The sequence below is a fragment of the Catenulispora sp. GAS73 genome (assembly GCF_041262085.1).
Taxonomy (GTDB): domain Bacteria; phylum Actinomycetota; class Actinomycetes; order Streptomycetales; family Catenulisporaceae; genus Catenulispora.
Map to the genome: position 1 here is coordinate 387,667 of NZ_JBGCCM010000001.1, position 16,987 is coordinate 404,653.

Consider the following 16,987-nt stretch of genomic DNA (forward strand, 5'->3'; position numbering starts at 1 on the left):
CGCGACCAGCAGATGCGGCAGGCCGTTCAGCAGCGGCGCTCACGTATGGGCGACCTGCAGCGCATACGACAGCTCGCCAGTCTGCGCACGCGTCAGCGGAGGCAGCGTCAGGAGTCGTTCGCCGTCAGCGCCGACCAGGATCGGTTGGCTGTCGCAGGCTCGGCCGGAGCACCAGCGACCCCGGCGGCCGGCGCGCAGCGGCGTCGCGGTCCTCCACGAACGGGAGATCCAGAGCCTCGGCCGTCAACGGCTTCCCGGACCGCCTCCGCGATCTGGCCACCACAGTGTTCAGACCGGCGAGCATGACAAAGAAGATCGCCTCGACGGTGCCGGCAAAGACCCACAGTCTCCGGCCCGACGAGTGCAGTTGGTGACCTTCACCCACGGCGATAAAGGCACTCTTGGCAAAGATGAGGAGGTTCATGACGGTTGAAAACAACAGGGCCGAGATTAAGGGGTGCCGCATCGCCCACAGCGAGAACCGACCACCACGACGACCTTCGCCGGGCCTGTCCTCGGAGTCCTCGCGGTGTCGCTCGCGCATTTGTGAACCATCCCCTCCAGAAAGCGGATATCGCAAGCATTTAACATCACTTTGCGAACGCGGACCTCGCCGTGTTCCAGACCCCCGAGCCAAGTGGAGGGGCATGGTCAAAGACACTCCCGCGGAGGTTGTATTCTTCCGCTCTCTGGTGTCGAACGCAGTGTCGACACCTATTTCCGGGGAGGGTCTTTTGTCCAGCAAGTTCAACCGGAAGCCGGTCGCGGTCGCCGCGCTCTTCGCTTCCTCCATCGGCACCGTCCTCGCCGCCGGTGGCGCGGCGCACGCGACCACCTACGGTGGCGCCGGGACGAATCCGGTGACGATCACCACCGGCGGGGCGATCCACATCGTCGGCGGGGGGACTGTCGCGCTGCCCGCCGGGGCGCACGATGTCTCGTGGGCCGGGCAGGGCGGCCGGTTCGCTTTCGTCGGGGCCGACAACGGGATCTGGACCGCCGACTTCGACGGCTCGCACGGCGTCAAGGTCGCGCAGGGCGTCGCGCCGTCGCACACCGTCTGGGACGCCAGCAACGAGGCCGTGTACTGGACCGAGGGCACCGGGGCCGGCGCCAAGGTCGTCGGCGCGCTGGCCAACGGCGGGTCGCTGGGCACCGACCACCCGACCTTCGACCTGGTCCAGGCGTCCGTCGCGCCGGCCGGTCTGGGCCTGAGCAGCCCGGACGTGGCCAGCGACCTGGCGGGCTCGATCGTGCTGCAGACCACTGACGCCAGCGGCAACACCGGCATCGGCCTGTCGTCCTACGACTCGAACGGCCAGCAGTCGTTCACCACGATCGTGGCTCCGGACGTCGCCGCCAAGGGCGGCTGGTCGCCGACGATCTCGGCGGACGGCAAGACCGTGGTCTTCGTCCGGAACGACGCCAACGGCGACGCGCAGCTGTTCGCGACGTCCTGGCAGAACAACGCCTGGTCCGCGCCGAAGCAGATCACCTGGATGACCGGCGGCCACGCCGCGCCGGTCTTCGAGGCCGCCACCCAGAGCGACACCCAGAGCATCAACGACCTGACCGTCGCCTTCGAGTTCACCAACCGCAAGGTCCAGGCCGGCAACAACGCCGACGGCACCTACCAGGTGAACGTGACGCAGGCGCTGGCCGCCTCGGCGCCCGCGCCGCAGCTGGAGACGAGCGTCTCGACGCTCAGCGGCGGCCTGGCCGTGCGCACCGACAACCCGGGCCACGTCTTCCGGTTCGCCGGCTCCGACCGCGTGGACACCGCGGTCCTGGCCTCGCGGCACAGCTGGCGGACCGCGGGCCAGAACGACCCGCGCCCGCAGGCCAAGTCGGTCGTGCTGAGCCGCTCCGACGTCTTCGCCGACGCCCTCGGCGGCGCGGCGCTGGCCGCGCACAAGAACGGCCCGCTGCTGCTCACCGAGACCAGCAAGCTGAACCCGGAGACGCTGGCCGAGATCCGGCGGATCCTGCCGACCCCCGGCACGGTCTACCTCCTCGGCGGCACCGCGGCGATCTCGCCGGCCGTCCAGACCGCGCTGACCAAGCTCGGCTACACCGTCGACCGGATCGCCGGCCAGGACCGGTTCGAGACCGCGGTCAAGATCGCGGACGCGATCGACCCCAACGCCTCGGACGTGCTGGTGGCCACCGGCACGAACTACCCGGACGCGCTGTCCGCGGGTGCCGCGGCCGGTACCTACAACGGCATGGTCGTGCTCCTGACCAACGGCAACGCCATGCCCGCCTCGACGGACGCCTACCTGCAGGCCAAGCTGGGCAAGGGTCCGGTCAACGTGGCCGCCGTCGGCGGGGCCGCGGACAAGGCGCTCAAGAGCGCCAAGTACTCCGGCTACGCCGCCCTGGTCGGCGCCGACCGGTACCAGACCTCGTACCTGGTCGCCCACGACATCTTCGGCGCCTTCAGCTCGGTCGGCGTCGCGACCGGCGCCAACTGGCCGGACTCGCTGTCCGGCGGCGCCCTGATGGGCGAGCGCCAGGGCCCGCTGCTGCTCGTGGACCCGAAGGCCGGCCTCAGCGCGGCCGACAACGCCCTGATCGACGCCAACCGCGGCGCCTCGAACTGGGCGTACGTCTTCGGTGGGACCGGCGCCCTGCCGCTGCGCGTCGACCAGCAGCTGGCGGCGGACATCGCCACGGCGTCGGGTTCCGCGACGAGCGCGGGGCACGCCGCGACCGCGCACCTGTCGACGCCGAACGTCGCCAAGGGCTGAGGTGCGAGCCCAGCTATGAGCTGAGTGGTGAGATGACAGAGCCCGGCTTGCTCCTTCGGGGGCGGGCCGGGCTTTGTCAGTGTTCAGTCATGACCGGTTCCGGCCCCTACGAAGCTCGCACCGCCTCGCGCGGGTCACCGCAGATCCAGTTGCTTGAACGGCTGCCTCAGCCTTAGCGCTCGGAGCCGCGTGCCCCAGGCCCGCGTCTCGGCTGCGGTGATGTGCTTCGGTAGGACGAGGCGGGCCTGCGACTCCTCCGCGATGTCGTGCGAAACGCCGTCCTCGCCGAGGCGGAGCCACGCCTCGCGGCTCGTGCTCCAGGTCGGCAGGAAGCGCTGCCAGTGCTCGCCGCCGTCGATCGACGACTCCCAGACCAGCCCCCGGCACAGCCGTCCGGTGACGCGGTTGCCGAGGTAGAACTCCATCCAGTCCTCGTATGTCAGGGTCCGCTGGTCCTTCATGAGCTGCTTGAGACGGAAACGCTCGGCGTAGACGACCGTCTGGAGGTTCCCCGCGATGTCGAGCGCCTCGCGGGCCCGGTCGGCGGACACGTTCGGCGGCTTGCTGGGCAGCCGCTGGCCGGTCGGGCTGCGGAAGAACCAGGTGACGGTCCCGTTGACCGCCATCTCGATCGTCAGCGTGCAGCCGTGGCCGAGGTCGACGACGCGTCGGCCGTCGCGGTCGAGCTCGAAGTCCTCGGCCTGCCATTCGGGGACGTCGGCGCGCGAGAGGTTCTCCTCCCCCAGCGTCCGGTCGAGCTCCTGGGACGCGGCCCGGCGGACGGCGCCGAGCCTGGCCTGCGCCTTGAGCTGTCGCAGCGCCGGCAGCGCGCGCTCACCGCCGATCGACCCCAGCGCCTCGACCGCGGTGAGCGCCACCGAGCGGTAGTCGCGGCCCCGGCCCGGCTCGCCGTAGGAGTTGGCGACGCGCACGAGCAGCGCGACGGCGTCTCCGGGCTCGGTCAGCCCGATCGCCCACATCACGGCGCGCGCGAACAAGACGCGGTGGTCGGCTCCCGGGCCGTCGAACGGCGTCTCCCGCAGCGCGACGGTCCGCAGCGCGGCGACGCCCGCAGCGTTGTCGTCGAGCAGCGTCGCCATCTGCTCGCGCCAGGAAGCCGGCGGCGTCGGGCCGCGCAGGCTGTCGCAGAGGTCGAGGACCCGCATGACGGCCGGCACGTCGGCAGCCTCGCCGAGGACGTGCCGCAACGCCTCGTCCTGCGCCCAGCTGACGACGATCACCGGCTGCGGGACCGCGTCCTGAACACGCGGCTGCGGCCGGTCAGGGCCAGGCGACGATGCGACGCTCGCCGTCGGCGTGTCAGCTCGGGAACCAGCCCCGGTGCCCTTCCGCCCGAACAACTTCCCGAGAAGACCGCCCTGCCCCATCCCGCCCCCTGATCCCGCGTCCACCCCGCAGAGATCTCCAGCTTACCGAGCTGGTCGGACACGGGAGCGGCACCGATTCACCGCGCCACGTCGATGACGGTTTCGGGCCATATTCCTTGATTCATCCTGTATCAGGGGTGACACAAGCCGTCACGAAGGGTAGGTCTCAGTTTTGACAACCAATGCCCGACGGGGCGGGAGATGGTGAACATGACGAAGAAACGAGTGATCGGCCTGGTAGCAGTGCTCTTCGCACTGCTCAGCTTCCTGCCGGCGGCGCCTGCGGGGGCACAGGCCGCGCCGACGACCACAACGGCCGTGGTGGCCGCGAAAGCGGTGACACCGGCCGCGGTGACACCGGCCGTCAGCAATCCTTGCGGCGGTTCGCCGTACGCGTGCGCCGACGGCAACTTCTACGCCTGGAACGGCCACAACGGAAGCCGCTGCCAGTGGGCCGGCAACGCTCCCAATCTCGGCAACTGCCGGAACACGGACTACCTGATCGCCAACTACGGCTACCCCTGCGCCGGCTGTGACTGGATCCACCTCTTCTACAGCCCGAACTACTCCGGCGCCTACTTTTGCCTTCCGCCCGGCTACGCCTACGGGCAGGCAACGTCCCCCGGCCTGACGTTCAACAAGGGGGCCGGACGACCCGGATACGGGCAGTCGATCTGGTACAATGCGGCCTCGGCGTCATGGGGCGCAGCCTGCTGAAAGAGGCCTGACGAGATCAGGCTCACGCGATCGGGACCCCGACGTAATTCTGGGCCAGTTCCGCAGACGCGTGCGGCGAGGCGGCGATGCGGGCGAGCTGCGACAGTTGCAGGCGGGTGTCGAAAGGGGGCTGGGCCGGGTCCTTGTGCAGGGTCGTGGTCATGAAGTGCGAGAAGTGTTCGGCGCGCCAGACTCGCTGCAGGCAGGTGTCGGAGTAGGCGTCGAGCAGGTCCGTGGAGCCGGTTCGGCGCAGCCGGGCGAGGGCCCGGGCCAGGACGATGACGTCGGCGGCGGCGAGGTTCAGGCCCTTGGCGCCGGTCGGCGGGACGATGTGGGCCGCGTCGCCGGCCAGCAGGACCCGGTCGTGGCGCATCGGCTCGGTGACGTGGCTGCGCATCGGCAGCACCGCCTTGGCGGTGATCGGGCCGCGGGTCAGCCGCCAGCCGGGGGCGCCGCGCAGGGCGAACCTCTGGTCGAGTTCGTCCCAGATCCGGTCGTCGGGCCAGTCTGCCGGGTCGGTGCCGTTGGGGACTTGGAGATACAGGCGGCTGACGGTCGCGGAACGCATCGAAGCCAGCGCGAAGCCGCGGTCGGAGTGCGCGTAGATCAGCTCGTCGTAGACCGGCGGCGCGTCGGCGAGGATCCCGAGCCAGGAGTAGGGGTACTCGCGCTCGTAGGTACGTCGCAGGCTCTCCGGGATGGCGTTCTTGACGACGCCGTGGAAGCCGTCGCAGCCGACGACCCAGTCGCACGTGAGGATCTGCTCGCGGCCCTGGTGGTGGTAGCGCACGTTCAGAGGCGCGCCGTCGGGCTGGTCCACCGGCTGTTCCACGGCCAGCACCTCGGCTTCGAACAGCAGTGGCCCGCCCTCGGCGAGCTGCAGCGCTATCAGGTCTTTGACCATCTCGGTCTGCGCGTAGACCATGACGTTGCGGCCGTCGGCCAAGCCGGGGAAGTCAACGCGGTGGGACCGGCCGTCGAAGCGGAGTTCGATGCCGTGGTGCACGATGCCCTCGCGGTCCATGCGTGCCCCGGCCCCGGCTGAGCGCAGGGCGTCAACGGTGACCTGTTCGAGGATCCCGGCACGCTGCCGCTGCTCGACGTAGTCGCGGTCGCGCGCTTCCAGGACCACGGAGTCGATGCCGGCCTGGTGCAAGAGCCGCGCCAGGAGCAGCCCGGCGGGGCCGGCGCCGACGATACCGACGGTGGTGTGCATCAGTGGCCGCCCTTGTTGTCTTCTTCGGGATCGTCAGAGCCGTACAGCACCTTGTTCGCGACGGCGAAGGCCGCGTTGGCCGCCGGAACACCGCAGTAGACAGCGGTCTGCAGCAGCACCTCTCCGATTTCCTCGGCGGTGAGGCCGTTGCGGAGGGCGGCTCGGACATGCATGGCCAGCTCCGCATGATGGCCGCCGGCGACCAAGGCGGTGAGCGTGATGCAGCTGCGGGTACGGCGGTCCAGGCCGGGGCGGGTCCAGATCTCGCCCCAGGCGTAGCGGGTGATGAAGTCTTGGAAATCAGCGGTGAGCGCGGTGGTGCCGGCGGCAGCCCGGTCGACGTGGGCGTCGCCGAGGACGGCACGGCGGACGGCCACACCAGTGGCGCGCCGTGCGGCGTCGGTGGATGGCGGCTGGCCGAGCTGGCCGAGCTGGCCGAGCTGGCCGAGCTGGCCGAGCTGGCCGTGGCCAAGATGGACGAGCAGCGCGTCGAGCACGGCGCCCGGCTGTTCGACCGGCGCGAGGTGCCCGGCGCCGGGGATCTCCACCAGGCCCGCGCCGCCGATACCGTCGACAAGCTCCCGCGCGTGCGACGGCGGCGTCGCAACGTCCTGCCGCCCCGCGATGACGAGCGTCGGCGCGCTGATACGACCCAACTCCGCGCGAAGGTCGTACCCGGCGAGAGCGTCACAGCATGCTGCGTAACCCTCCGGATCGGCCGCACGCTGGTCGCCGACCAGCCCCGCGATCGTCGCGGCGTCGGCGAAAGCCGGGGTGAACCAGCGATCCGCCGCCGAGGCAGCCAGGGCGCCAGTCCCGGCGCGCCGGACCTGCGCCGCCCGGTGCCGCCACGCCTGCGGGTCGCCGAAACGCGCGGACGAGCAGATCAGGGCGAGCGAGTCGATCCGCTCGGGATGGCTGACGGCGAGATCGGCGCCGACCGCCCCGCCGATCGAGATGCCCGCGTAGCCGAAGCGCGCCAGCCCCAGCTGGTCGGCCACGGCGAGGACCAGGTCGGCCAGATCGGCGACGGTAGCCCCGGCGCCGACCAGATCAGTCGAAGAACCACCATGCCCGGGAAGATCCCAACGGACCACCCGGTAGTGCCGGGCCAGGGCACTGACTTGCGCGTCCCATACTGCCAGGGATGTGCCGAGGGATGGCCCCAGCAGCAACGGCGGTGCGTCCGCCGGACCGTCAACGACGAAGTGCAGCAGAGGGCTCATATGCTGCTCCCCTTCGAGAACGCCGGCATAGTTCGTTCCAAAGCGCGGTCGACCAACGCCAAGGCCGCACCGAGGTAGTCCACCGGATCAGCGAGCCGACGCAGCTGGTCCCGGCTGATCCGGCCGTGGAGTTCAGGTGCTTCCGCCAGGATCTCCTCAAGGCTCCGACCGTCGCGGGCGACCTGCTGAGCGGCATCGGTGAGCATCTTCTTCGCCGGTTCGCGACCGATGAGATCGCTCAACTCCGCAGCGAGTCGCTCGCTGACCACGAGCCCGCGCGTCAGGTTCAGGTTCTGAAGCATCCGGTCGGGAAAGACACGCAGGTTCTCGACCAGCGCGACAGCGGTCTCGGCCGCGCCGCCGGCGAGCCGAAGCAGTTCCCGCAACGTCTGCCATTCGGCGTGCCAGGCGCCGGCGGGACGCTCGTCCTCGGCGGCGAGCGCGCCGAACATCACGGCGGTCAGCCCCGGCGCCTGACGCGCGGCGGCGGCGATCAGCGTGGCGCGGACCGGATTCGCCTTGTGCGGCATGGCCGAGGAACCGCCCGCGTCGCCCTCGGCGACCTCGCCGATCTCGGTGCGGGTAAGCACCAGCACATCGGCCGCGATCTTCCCGAGCGCGCCGACGGTGACCGCGAGCGCAGCGGCGAGGTCGGCGATCGGCGTGCGGAGCGTGTGCCACGGCAGCTGCGGCGCGGCCAGACCCAGCTCCTCCGCGAACGCCTCGACGAGGTCCAGAGCGGAGCCGGAACCGGGGACACTGGCCGGAACTTCGAACGCGGCCAGCGTCCCTGCCGCCCCACCGAGCTGGCACGGCAGGCGCAGCGCGACCAGCCGGTCCGCAGCGTCCAGCACCAGGCTGCGCCACCCGGCGACCTTGAGCCCGAATGTCGTGGGCACCGCGTGCTGGGTCAGCGTCCGACCAGCCATCGGCGTGCCCTGATACGTGGCGGCCAATCGGCCCGACGCATCGACGATGCGCCGGAGGTCGTCGAGCACCAACCCCACGCTTCGAGCGGCGACCAGCATGAACGCGCTGTCCATGATGTCCTGGCTGGTAGCACCCTGATGAACAAACGGCGCCGCCTCGACCGGCACGGCAGCCTTGAGATCGGCGATCAACGGAATCACCGGATTGCCGCCGCCACGCGCCCGCAAAGCGATGCCCCGCACGTCGAACCGCTCAGCGCGCGCCGATTCGGTAACCACCGCCGCAGCGGACGCCGGAGCCCGGCCGATCCCGGCCTGCGCGCGGACCAGCGCGGTCTCAGCATCAAGCATCGCTTGCAGGAACGCGGCGTCGCCGGTGGCCGCTTCGACGCGGGTGCCGACTCGGGCAGGTGCGAGCAGGCCGACGTCGGCGGCGAGCCACGCCACATCAGGGTTCTGATCAGCCGAAGTCAAGGAAGACCGTCTCCTTCTCCCCCTGTAGATGGACGTCGAACCGGTAAACCCGCTCCGACTCCTGTTCCGCGATCAGAGTGCTGCGTCGCTCCGGACCCACCGCGTCGAGCAGGCGATCGCCGGTCAGATCGGAACCGGGAAAATAGATGCGAGTGAACAGGTGGTGCAAGAGGCCGCGAGCGAAAACACAGACCGACAGGTACGGCACGCCGCCGGGTGGCAGCGTGCGAATGACGTAGTGGCCGGCGGCGTCGGTGGCGACGCGCCCGAACCCGGTGAAGCTGACGCCGTCCCGACCGGCGAATCCGCCGGTTGTCGGGTCGCGGCGCAGCGATCCGGGCGCGCCGGAGCGCGTGCCGTCCGGGGCCGGTTGCCAGATCTCCAGCAGCGCGTCGGGCACCGGCTCCCCGGCGCCGTCGAAGACGTGGCCGTGCACGGTGACGGTGTCCGGATGCCCGGCCGGGGCGATCGCGCCGCCGTCGGGGAACGGCAGCGCGTACCCGTAGAAAGGCCCGACGGTCTGGGACGGGGTCGGTGCGAACTCCTCGCCGGGCATCAGCGTCCTTCCTCGATCCAGGTAGCCGCCGGACCGTCGAGGACGATGTCCCAGCGGTAGCCGAGCGACCATTCCGGCGCCGACAGGTCGTACTCGTAGGCGGCGACGAGTCGGTTGCGGGCGGCGGAGTCGGTGACGGATTGCAGGATGGGGTCGTAGACGAAGAGCGGGTCGCCGGGGAAGTACATCTGGGTGACCAAGCGCTGGGTGAAGGCGCTGCCGAACAGCGAGAAGTGGATGTGCGCCGGCCGCCAGGCGTTGGCGTGGTTGCGCCAGGGGTAGGCGCCGGGCTTGATCGTGGTGAACCGGTAGCCGCCCTCGTCGTCGGTCAGGCAGCGGCCGACGCCGGTGAAGTTCGGGTCGAGCGGGGCCGAATGCTGGTCGCGTTGGTGCGTGTAGCGGCCGGAGGCGTTGGCCTGCCAGATCTCGACCAGCTGCCCCCGCACGGGCCGGCCGTCGCGGTTCAGGACTCGGCCGGTCACCGTGATCCGCTCACCGAGCGGTTCGCCGGTGTGCTGGCGGGTCAGGTCCGTGTCCAGTTCGGTGACGTCGGTGACGCCGAACACGGGGCCTGACAGCTCGACCGCCTCCGGGTCCCGCACGGTGACGAGCGGCCGCTTGGGGTGGCGTAGCAGGCTGCTGCGGTAGGGCGCGTAGTCGCGCGCCGGGTGATGCTGTGTCCGCTCGGCCTCGTCATACGCCCGGGATCGTTCGGCGATCTCTTGGGATATGTCCTGCTGCGTCAGTGCCATGAGGGCGTTACCTTTCCAGCCGGAGGGGAGCGGCCGTGCGGCGCGCGATCTCGTCGGTGGCGACCCCGGGCGCGGTCTCCACCAGGACCAAGCCCTCGTCGGTGACGTCCAGAACGCCCAGGTCGGTGATGACGCGGTCCACGCAGCGCCGCCCGGTGAGCGGGAGCGTGCATTCCGGCACGATCTTCGGCGAGCCGTCCTTCGCCGTGTGCTCCATCAGCACAATGACCCGGCGGGCGCCGTGGACCAGGTCCATCGCACCGCCCATGCCCTTGACCATCTTGCCGGGGATCATCCAGTTGGCCAGATCGCCGTGGGCGGACACCTGCATGGCGCCGAGGATCGCGGTATCGATGTGGCCGCCCCGGATCATCCCGAAAGACAGCGCCGAGTCGAAGAAGGCGGCGCCCGGCCGGACCGTGACGGTCTCCTTGCCGGCGTTGATCAGATCCGGGTCGACTTCCTCAGGGCTCGGATAAGGGCCGACGCCCAGCAGACCGTTCTCCGAGTGCAGGACCACGTCGACGTCGTCGGCGAGGAATCCGGGCACCAGCGTCGGCAGTCCGATGCCCAGGTTCACATAGGAGCCGTCGGTCAGCTCCGCGGCGGCGCGCGCCGCCATCTCGTTCCTGGTCCAGCTCATGACGTCCGCACCATCCGCTTCTCGATGGGCTTGTCGGCGGCCTGCTCCGCAGTCAACACGACCACCCGCCGCACGAACACGCCAGGCAGGTGGACCGAGTCGGGGTCGAGCGCCCCGGGTTCGACGAGTTCTTCGACCTCGGCCACGGTGACGCGGCCGGCCATCGCGGCCAGCGGGTTGAAGTTGCGCGCGGCCTTGGTGAAGACCAGGTTGCCGTGCCGGTCGCCGCGCGCCGCCCGGACCAGGGCGAAGTCTGTGGTGATACCGCGCTCCAGCACGTGGTCGCGGCCGTCGAACGCGCGGACTTCCTTCGGCGGGGAGGCGACGGCCATGCCGCCGTCGGCCGCGTAGCGCCAGGGCAGCCCGCCGTCCGCGACCAAGGTGCCGACGCCGGCCGGGGTGAAGAACGCCGGGATGCCGCAGCCGCCGGCGCGCAGCCGCTCGGCCAGCGTGCCCTGCGGCACCAGTTCGACCTCCAACTCCCCGAACAGGTACTGGCGCGCGAACTCCTTGTTCTCCCCCACGTACGAGCCGGTGACCCGGGCTATGCGCCCTGCCGCCAACAGGACGCCCAGGCCGCCGCCGTCCACGCCGCAGTTGTTGGACACCACGCTCAGCCGACCGGCGCCCTGCTGGAACAGCGCGCGGATCAGCGTCTCGGGGACGCCGCTGAGCCCGAAGCCGCCGACCGCCAGGGACGCGCCTTCGCCGATGTCGGCCACGGCTTCATCCGCCGATCGCACCACCTTGTCCATCCACTGCCTTCCCGCCGGCATACACCGAACCCACTAGTGTTCGCCCAGTGAACTATCTTTCGTAAACTGTGACCCCGAGAGTGTTCACCGCAACGCCGCACGTGTCAACGGCCCCGACCGGTTACGGTTTGGCGAACCACAAGGAGGATCCATGGCACCGACCGCCGCCGACGCCGGCGACGTGTCTGTCGGCCCGCTGGAACGCGGACTGTCCGTCCTGCGCGCGCTCGCGCCGGCCCCCGGCGGCCGGATGCGGGCCAGCGATCTGGCGCGCGCGACCGGCTTGGCGCGCTCGCCGGTCGACCGGATCGCCACGACCCTCCTGCGGCTCGGCTACCTGCGCGACGAAGGCGGCCGGGAACTGGCGCTGGCGCCCCGGGTGCTGGAACTCGGCCTGGCCTACCTGCGCTCCGGACGCCTGGCCGAGCGGCTCGGACCGCTGGCCGAGGCCCTCGCCGACGAGATCGACGAGTCCGTCTCCCTGGCGGTCCCGGACGGCGACGCGGTGCGTTTCGTCGTGCAGACACCGCGACGGCGCGCGTTGTCCGTCACCTTCCGCACCGGCGACGCCCTGCCGGCCGAACGCTGCGCCCCGGGAATCCTGTTCGCCGCCGAGTGGGACGAGCAGGCCTTCGAACGCTGGCAGGCCCGTATGGCCGCCGATCCCGAGGACGCGTCGTTTCCCGCCCTGGGCCGCGCGCACCGGCAACCGCGGCTGACCGCCGCGCAGTTCCGCGCCCTGGCCGTGGCGGCCCGCGACACCGACTGGGCGCTCGACGACCAGCTGATCGAGCCGGGACTCGTCGCGATGGCCGTGCCGGTCCGGGACGTGTCAGGGCACGTCGTCGCCGCACTGAGCGTGGTCAGCCACTCCAGCCGGCACTCGGCCGCCTCGCTGCACGATCACGTTCTGAAGCGGCTGCACGGTACAGCCCGGCAGATGACGGCGGCGCTCGAAGAACCCGAAGACCGCCCCGCTGCATCAATCCCGTCCCGCGACAATTCCCTGGATCCCAAACAGGAACTGGGCCCGGAGTACCTGCAGTCGCTGGCGCGAGGCCTGAGCGTGCTCGCCACGTTGTCCACCCCGGGCGGCATGACGCTCACCGAGGTCGCGGATGCCACGGCGCTCCCCCGGGCCACAGCCCGACGCTCCCTGCTGACGTTGGAACAGCTCGGCTACGTCGCCCTCGACGGCCGCCGCTTCACCCCGCTGCCCCGCGTCCTGGACCTCGGCTACCCGACTGTCTCCGCACGTCCGCTCGCCGATCTGGTCCAGCCGCATCTGGTCGAGCTCGTCCACCGGGTCCACGAGTCCGCCTCGGTCGCCGTGCTGGACGGCCAGGACATCCGCTACATCGCACGCGTCGCCGCGAGCCGGATCATGCGGGTCGAGATCACGGTGGGCACGCGGTTCCCCGCCTATGCGACGTCGATGGGGCGGGTCCTGCTTGCGGCGCTCACGCCCGAGCAGCGCGCGGCCTGGCTGGCCGACGCCGAGTTCGCACCGCTGACCTCGCACACCGTCACCGACCGGGCCCGGTTCGAAGCCCTGCTCACCGAGGCCGGCCACGACGGGTTCGCGATCGCGGACGAGGAACTGGAGGAGGGGGTGCGCTCGATCGCCGTGCCAGTGCGGGGACCGGACGGCCGAGTCGTGGCGGCAGTGAACATCGCGCTTCCGGCGGGAAGGACCTCGGCGATCGATATGCCCCGAGAGTTGCTTCCCGCATTACGCGAGACCGCATCACGGATCAGCGAAGATGTCGGACTCGCCTTCGCGCTCAAGCCCTCAGCAGTGCACTGACATATTTAGAGTAGTCAGCTTGACCCGCGACGCACGAGCGTGGTCCCAAGGATGACCGGCTCCACAAGTCCGGCGCCGTCGGCTATCCCCCGCAGCAGCTGGCGCGCCATCGCCGCTCCCATGTCCTCCACCGGCTGCCGCACCGTGGTCAGCGGTGGCCGGGTATGCGCCGCCAGCGGAGCGTCGTCGAACCCGACGACAGCCACGTCGTCGGGCACGCGGCGTCCGGCCCGGCACAACGCCCGGAGCGCGCCGGCCGCCATGAGGTCGGAGGCGGCGAACACCGCGTCGAGGTTCGGGCGGGCGTTCAGCAGGCTCGCCATAGCGCGCTCCCCCGACGGTCCGGAGAAGTCGCCGACCACGGACACCTGCGGCATCCCCGCTTCGCGAACCGCGTCGCGGTAACCCGCCAGGCGGTCCACCCCGGCGGCCATATCCTGCGGACCGGCGATCGTCGCGATCGCCCGTCGGCCCGCGCCGATGAGGTGTTCCACCGCTTCAGTAGCGCCGGATCGATTGTCCACATCGACGTAGGAATGCGAGTTCCCCGACAGCGGACGCCCCACGAGCACCGTCGGCACCCCGAGTGCCCGGACGCAGGCCGCGACCGGTTCGCCGTCGTGCGCGCTGATCATCAGCACGCCGTCCGGGCGGCTGCGGGTCAGGAACCGCTCGGCCGCCGAACGGTCCGCCGGTCCGCGGATCGCCAGCATCGCCAACTGGACCTCGCCGACCGGCAGCGCGCCGGTCACGCCCAGCAGCAACCGGGAGAAGAACGAATCGGCGAACATGCGCGCGCCGTCCTCGCACACGATCGCCGCGACCAGACCGGACGATCCGGCCTCCCGACAGGCGCGCGTCGAACCCACGGCACGCGCCGCGTCCCCCGCGCTCACCCGGCTCGCCCCGTTCACCGGACCAGCCGAAAAGGCCGCCGACGTTCTCCGAGTCCGCAGCCGGACATACGACAACCGCGCCGCCGCCGCTTGCACATCAGCCCGCGCACTCCGGCTGACCCCGGCGGCGCCGTTCAGCGCCCGCGACGCCGTGGCCACGGACACTCCCGCCATGGCCGCGACGTCGGCCAGGGTCGGCTGCGCTGTGCGTTCCGGCATCCGGCTCACCCCGAGGCGCGCAGCACCAGGCGGGTCGGCAGGATCGCCGGGCTCGGCTTGGGACGCCCCGCGACCCGGGAGAGCAGCATGTCCACCATCGTCACGGCCATCGCCTCGACGGGCTGGCTGACGGTGGACAGCGGCGGCTCGGTGAGCATGGCGACGTCCAGGTCGTCGTAGCCGACGACGGCGACGTCCTCCGGGACCCGGCGCTCGTGGCGGCGCAGGGCCCGCAGCGCGCCGGCGGCCATCAGGTCGCTGGCGCAGAACACGGCGTCCAGATCCGGGTGGTCGGCCAGCAGCGCGAGCATCGCCTGCTCGCCGGAGGACTGGCTGAAGTCGCCGAAGGCGACACGGTGGTCGGCCATCCGGGCCGCGAGCAGCTCCTGGCGGAAGCCGTCGAGGCGGTCGACGCCGGCCACCATGTCGTGCGGTCCGGCGATGGTGGCGATCCGCTGGCGGCCGATGGCCACCAGGTGCCGGACCGCCAGCCGGGCGCCGTGGACGTTGTCGACGTCGACGTAGGGCAGTTTGACGTCGCCGAGCGGCCGCGCCATCTGGACCACCGGGATGCCCGAGTCGGACAGGATCTGCGGCAGCGGGTCCCCCTCGTGCAGCGACATCAGGAACACGCCGTCGACGTGCCCGCCGAGCAGGTAGCCGGTCAGCCGCTGCCGCTCGTGGTCGGCGCGGACCATCATCAGGACCAGCTGGACGTCGTGCGAGGACAGCGCCACCCCCAGGGACCGCACCATGGCCGCGAGCAGCGGATCGGTGAAGACCTTCATCTCCGCCTCGCTGACCACCAGCGCCACCGAGCCGGTCCGGCGGGTCACCAGCGAGCGCGCGGCCCGGTTGGGCACGTAGCCCAGCCGGGCCACCGCCGCCTCGACGACCTCGCGCACCTCCTGCGAGACCTTCGGCGAGCCGTTGACGACGCGGGAGACGGTGGCCCTGGAGACGCCGGCCTCGGCGGCCACCGTCTCCAGGGTCGGTGCCGCCGTGTCCGGCGTGCGCGGCACCGTCGTCTCCGGGATTCCCCCGTCCTTGCCTGTCATGTTCTCGCCTGTGCTCCTTGCAAGTCATGCCGGCGGGCACCGGCACCACCGGGCGTCAACCCTGGACCGCGTTGGCCGCGATGACGCCTGAGTACCAGTTCCCGCTGGCCTTCACCGTACGCCGCTGGGTCGCGAAGTCGACGTGGACCACCCCGAAGCGCCGGGAGTAGCCGTAAGCCCATTCGAAATTGTCCAACAGCGACCAGCAGAAGTAGCCGCGGACGTCGACTCCGGCCTCGATGGCGTCGTGGACCGCGACCAGATGGCCGCGCAGGTACTCCACCCGCTGGGGGTCGCGCACCTCGCCGTCGGGGCCGACGTAGTCGTGGAACGCGGCGCCGTTCTCGGTGATCGCGATCGGGATCGGGCCGTAGTCGCGGTGGATGCGCAGCAGCAGGTCGTGCAGGCCGGAGGCGTCGATGGGCCAGCCCATCGCGGTCGGCTCGCCGGGCATCCGGACGAAGCGCAGCGACTGGCTGCCGACCCACGGCGAGAAGTCGCTGGCGCCGTGGCCGTCGACCCCGCGCTCGGGCTCGACGCCGTCCGCGGCCGCCGCCCCGACCACCACCGGGTTGTAGTAGTTCACCCCGAGCAGGTCGATCGGGGCGCTCACGGCCGCCAGGTCGCCGTCCTGGACGAAGGACCAGTCCGTGACGTGCGCGGTGTCCCGGATCAGGTCCTGCGGGTAGGAGCCGCGCAGGACCGGGTCGAGGAAGATCCGGTTCTGCAGCGCGTCCACCCGCCGCGCGGCGTCCAGGTCCTCCGGCGCCTGGCTCAGCGGCCGGACTTCGGCCGGGTTGACGGTCAGCGCCACCCGCGAGCCGGCCGGCAGCGCCGCGCGCAGGGCCTGGGTCCCGAGTCCGTGGGCCAGGTTGAGGTGATGCGCGGCGCGCAGGGCGACCTCCGGCTCGTGCCGCCCGGGGGCGTGCACGCCGGAGGCGTAGCCGAGGAACGCCGAGCACCAGGGCTCGTTCAGCGTGGTCCACAGCTCGACCCGGTCGCCGAGCCGTTCGGCCGCGAGGGCCGCGTACTCGCCGAACCGCTCGCTGGTGGCGCGGCTGCCCCACCCGCCGGCGTCCTCCAGCTCCTGCGGGAGGTCCCAGTGGTAGAGCGTCACCACCGGCTTGACGCCCTTGGCCAGCAGTTCGTCCACCAGCCGGGAGTAGAAGTCCAGCCCGGCGGGGTTCGGCGCCCCCTGTCCCCCGGGCTGGACCCGGCTCCACGACAGCGAGAAGCGGTAGGCGCCCAGGCCCAGGCCCGCCATCAGCGCGATGTCGTCGCGGAACCGGTGGTAGTGGTCGGCGGCGATGTCGCCGGTGTCGCCGTTGACGACCTTGCCGGGGACCCGGCTGAACGTGTCCCAGATCGAGGCGGTGCGCCCGCCGTCGAAGGCCGCGCCCTCGACCTGATAGGCGGCGGTGGCGGCGCCCCACAGGAAGTCGGTCGGGAAGGCCCTGGTGCGGGCCTTCCGGCCGCTCGCCGACACTGTTTCACCGGCCGCGGCCCGCGTACCTGTACTCATTCTTAAGACAACTCCTTGCGATAACCTTCAGCCGCCCTGCCGGGCCGCGGTGGTGATGTCCTTCTCAGCGAGCGTCCCG

At 71.2% G+C, this 16,987-nt stretch carries 15 protein-coding genes; 3 read left to right on the top strand and 12 right to left on the bottom strand.

The genetic code is table 11. The features are described 5' to 3' along the window. Positions 1-124 precede the first annotated feature (124 nt). Entirely contained in the window at positions 125-544 is a 420-nt protein-coding gene (locus ABH935_RS01595; RefSeq protein ID WP_370375930.1) for a hypothetical protein, read from the bottom strand. Between the two features lie 190 nt (positions 545-734). Between ABH935_RS01595 and ABH935_RS01600 the strand changes: the two genes are divergently transcribed. Beyond that, positions 735-2,750, top strand: coding sequence for a cell wall-binding repeat-containing protein (locus ABH935_RS01600; protein ID WP_370375931.1), 2,016 nt, complete (start codon positions 735-737; stop codon positions 2,748-2,750). A gap of 134 nt (positions 2,751-2,884) precedes the next feature. Here ABH935_RS01600 and ABH935_RS01605 read toward each other — a convergent pair whose 3' ends face one another. Beyond that, positions 2,885-3,991 (bottom strand): DUF4132 domain-containing protein, encoded by a 1,107-nt coding sequence (locus ABH935_RS01605; protein ID WP_370375932.1) that lies wholly within the window; start codon positions 3,989-3,991, stop codon positions 2,885-2,887. Between the two features lie 357 nt (positions 3,992-4,348). On the opposite strand from ABH935_RS01605, the gene ABH935_RS01610 reads away from it, so the two are divergent. Next, a complete protein-coding gene (locus ABH935_RS01610; RefSeq protein ID WP_370375933.1) occupies positions 4,349-4,855 on the top strand; it encodes a hypothetical protein in 507 nt (168 codons plus the stop codon). Positions 4,856-4,877: 22 nt separating this feature from the next. Here the strand turns inward: ABH935_RS01610 and ABH935_RS01615 are convergent, their stop codons facing one another. From ABH935_RS01615 to ABH935_RS01645, 7 genes are read right to left on the bottom strand one after another with little or no spacing between them, the layout of a single operon-like run. Beyond that, entirely contained in the window at positions 4,878-6,071 is a 1,194-nt protein-coding gene (locus ABH935_RS01615) for a 4-hydroxybenzoate 3-monooxygenase (protein WP_370375934.1), read from the bottom strand. Beyond that, complete coding sequence (pcaD, locus tag ABH935_RS01620; protein ID WP_370375935.1) at positions 6,071-7,297, bottom strand: 3-oxoadipate enol-lactonase; 1,227 nt, start codon at positions 7,295-7,297, stop codon at positions 6,071-6,073. The genes ABH935_RS01615 and pcaD overlap by 1 nt, the downstream gene beginning before the upstream one ends. After that, the gene (gene pcaB, locus ABH935_RS01625) at positions 7,294-8,700 is read right to left on the bottom strand and encodes a 3-carboxy-cis,cis-muconate cycloisomerase (protein ID WP_370375936.1); all 1,407 of its coding nucleotides are present in this window, start codon (positions 8,698-8,700) and stop codon (positions 7,294-7,296) included. Before pcaB ends, pcaD begins: the two co-directional genes overlap by 4 nt. After that, on the bottom strand, positions 8,687-9,256 hold the full coding sequence (gene pcaG, locus ABH935_RS01630; RefSeq protein WP_370375937.1) for a protocatechuate 3,4-dioxygenase subunit alpha: 570 nt from the start codon (positions 9,254-9,256) through the stop codon (positions 8,687-8,689). The genes pcaB and pcaG overlap by 14 nt, the downstream gene beginning before the upstream one ends. Further along, positions 9,256-10,008: a protocatechuate 3,4-dioxygenase subunit beta gene (gene pcaH / locus ABH935_RS01635; protein ID WP_370375938.1), complete on the bottom strand. Its 753-nt coding sequence runs from the start codon at positions 10,006-10,008 to the stop codon at positions 9,256-9,258. The genes pcaG and pcaH overlap by 1 nt, the downstream gene beginning before the upstream one ends. 7 nt (positions 10,009-10,015) lie before the next feature. Beyond that, positions 10,016-10,651: a CoA transferase subunit B gene (locus ABH935_RS01640; protein ID WP_370375939.1), complete on the bottom strand. Its 636-nt coding sequence runs from the start codon at positions 10,649-10,651 to the stop codon at positions 10,016-10,018. Further along, entirely contained in the window at positions 10,648-11,406 is a 759-nt protein-coding gene (locus ABH935_RS01645; RefSeq protein WP_370375940.1) for a CoA transferase subunit A, read from the bottom strand. The genes ABH935_RS01640 and ABH935_RS01645 overlap by 4 nt, the downstream gene beginning before the upstream one ends. A 151-nt stretch (positions 11,407-11,557) precedes the next feature. Here ABH935_RS01645 and ABH935_RS01650 point away from each other — a divergent pair, with 151 nt between their 5' ends. Further along, positions 11,558-13,213, top strand: coding sequence for an IclR family transcriptional regulator C-terminal domain-containing protein (locus ABH935_RS01650; RefSeq protein WP_370375941.1), 1,656 nt, complete (start codon positions 11,558-11,560; stop codon positions 13,211-13,213). A gap of 14 nt (positions 13,214-13,227) precedes the next feature. Here the strand turns inward: ABH935_RS01650 and ABH935_RS01655 are convergent, their stop codons facing one another. The 3 genes from ABH935_RS01655 to ABH935_RS01665 are packed head-to-tail and all read right to left on the bottom strand — an operon-like array spanning position 13,228 to position 16,908. Continuing rightward, the gene (locus ABH935_RS01655; RefSeq protein WP_370375942.1) at positions 13,228-14,328 is read right to left on the bottom strand and encodes a LacI family DNA-binding transcriptional regulator; all 1,101 of its coding nucleotides are present in this window, start codon (positions 14,326-14,328) and stop codon (positions 13,228-13,230) included. 5 nt (positions 14,329-14,333) lie between these two features. Beyond that, positions 14,334-15,386: a LacI family DNA-binding transcriptional regulator gene (locus ABH935_RS01660; protein WP_370375943.1), complete on the bottom strand. Its 1,053-nt coding sequence runs from the start codon at positions 15,384-15,386 to the stop codon at positions 14,334-14,336. A 55-nt stretch (positions 15,387-15,441) separates the two neighbouring features. Further along, entirely contained in the window at positions 15,442-16,908 is a 1,467-nt protein-coding gene (locus ABH935_RS01665) for a GH1 family beta-glucosidase (RefSeq protein WP_370375944.1), read from the bottom strand. Positions 16,909-16,987 lie beyond the last annotated feature (79 nt).

Bases quoted from the DNA above. Each gene is read 5' to 3' on its own strand.
- ABH935_RS01650 (WP_370375941.1), top strand. From the start codon at position 11,558: ATGGCACCGACCGCCGCCGACGCCGGCGACGTGTCTGTCGGCCCGCTG.
- pcaG (WP_370375937.1), bottom strand. From the start codon at position 9,256: ATGCCCGGCGAGGAGTTCGCACCGACCCCGTCCCAGACCGTCGGGCCT.
- ABH935_RS01595 (WP_370375930.1), bottom strand. From the start codon at position 544: ATGCGCGAGCGACACCGCGAGGACTCCGAGGACAGGCCCGGCGAAGGT.
- ABH935_RS01660 (WP_370375943.1), bottom strand. From the start codon at position 15,386: ATGACAGGCAAGGACGGGGGAATCCCGGAGACGACGGTGCCGCGCACG.
- ABH935_RS01610 (WP_370375933.1), top strand. From the start codon at position 4,349: ATGACGAAGAAACGAGTGATCGGCCTGGTAGCAGTGCTCTTCGCACTG.
- ABH935_RS01640 (WP_370375939.1), bottom strand. From the start codon at position 10,651: ATGAGCTGGACCAGGAACGAGATGGCGGCGCGCGCCGCCGCGGAGCTG.
- pcaD (WP_370375935.1), bottom strand. From the start codon at position 7,297: ATGAGCCCTCTGCTGCACTTCGTCGTTGACGGTCCGGCGGACGCACCG.
- pcaH (WP_370375938.1), bottom strand. From the start codon at position 10,008: ATGGCACTGACGCAGCAGGACATATCCCAAGAGATCGCCGAACGATCC.
- ABH935_RS01655 (WP_370375942.1), bottom strand. From the start codon at position 14,328: ATGCCGGAACGCACAGCGCAGCCGACCCTGGCCGACGTCGCGGCCATG.
- ABH935_RS01645 (WP_370375940.1), bottom strand. From the start codon at position 11,406: ATGGACAAGGTGGTGCGATCGGCGGATGAAGCCGTGGCCGACATCGGC.
- ABH935_RS01615 (WP_370375934.1), bottom strand. From the start codon at position 6,071: ATGCACACCACCGTCGGTATCGTCGGCGCCGGCCCCGCCGGGCTGCTC.
- ABH935_RS01665 (WP_370375944.1), bottom strand. From the start codon at position 16,908: ATGAGTACAGGTACGCGGGCCGCGGCCGGTGAAACAGTGTCGGCGAGC.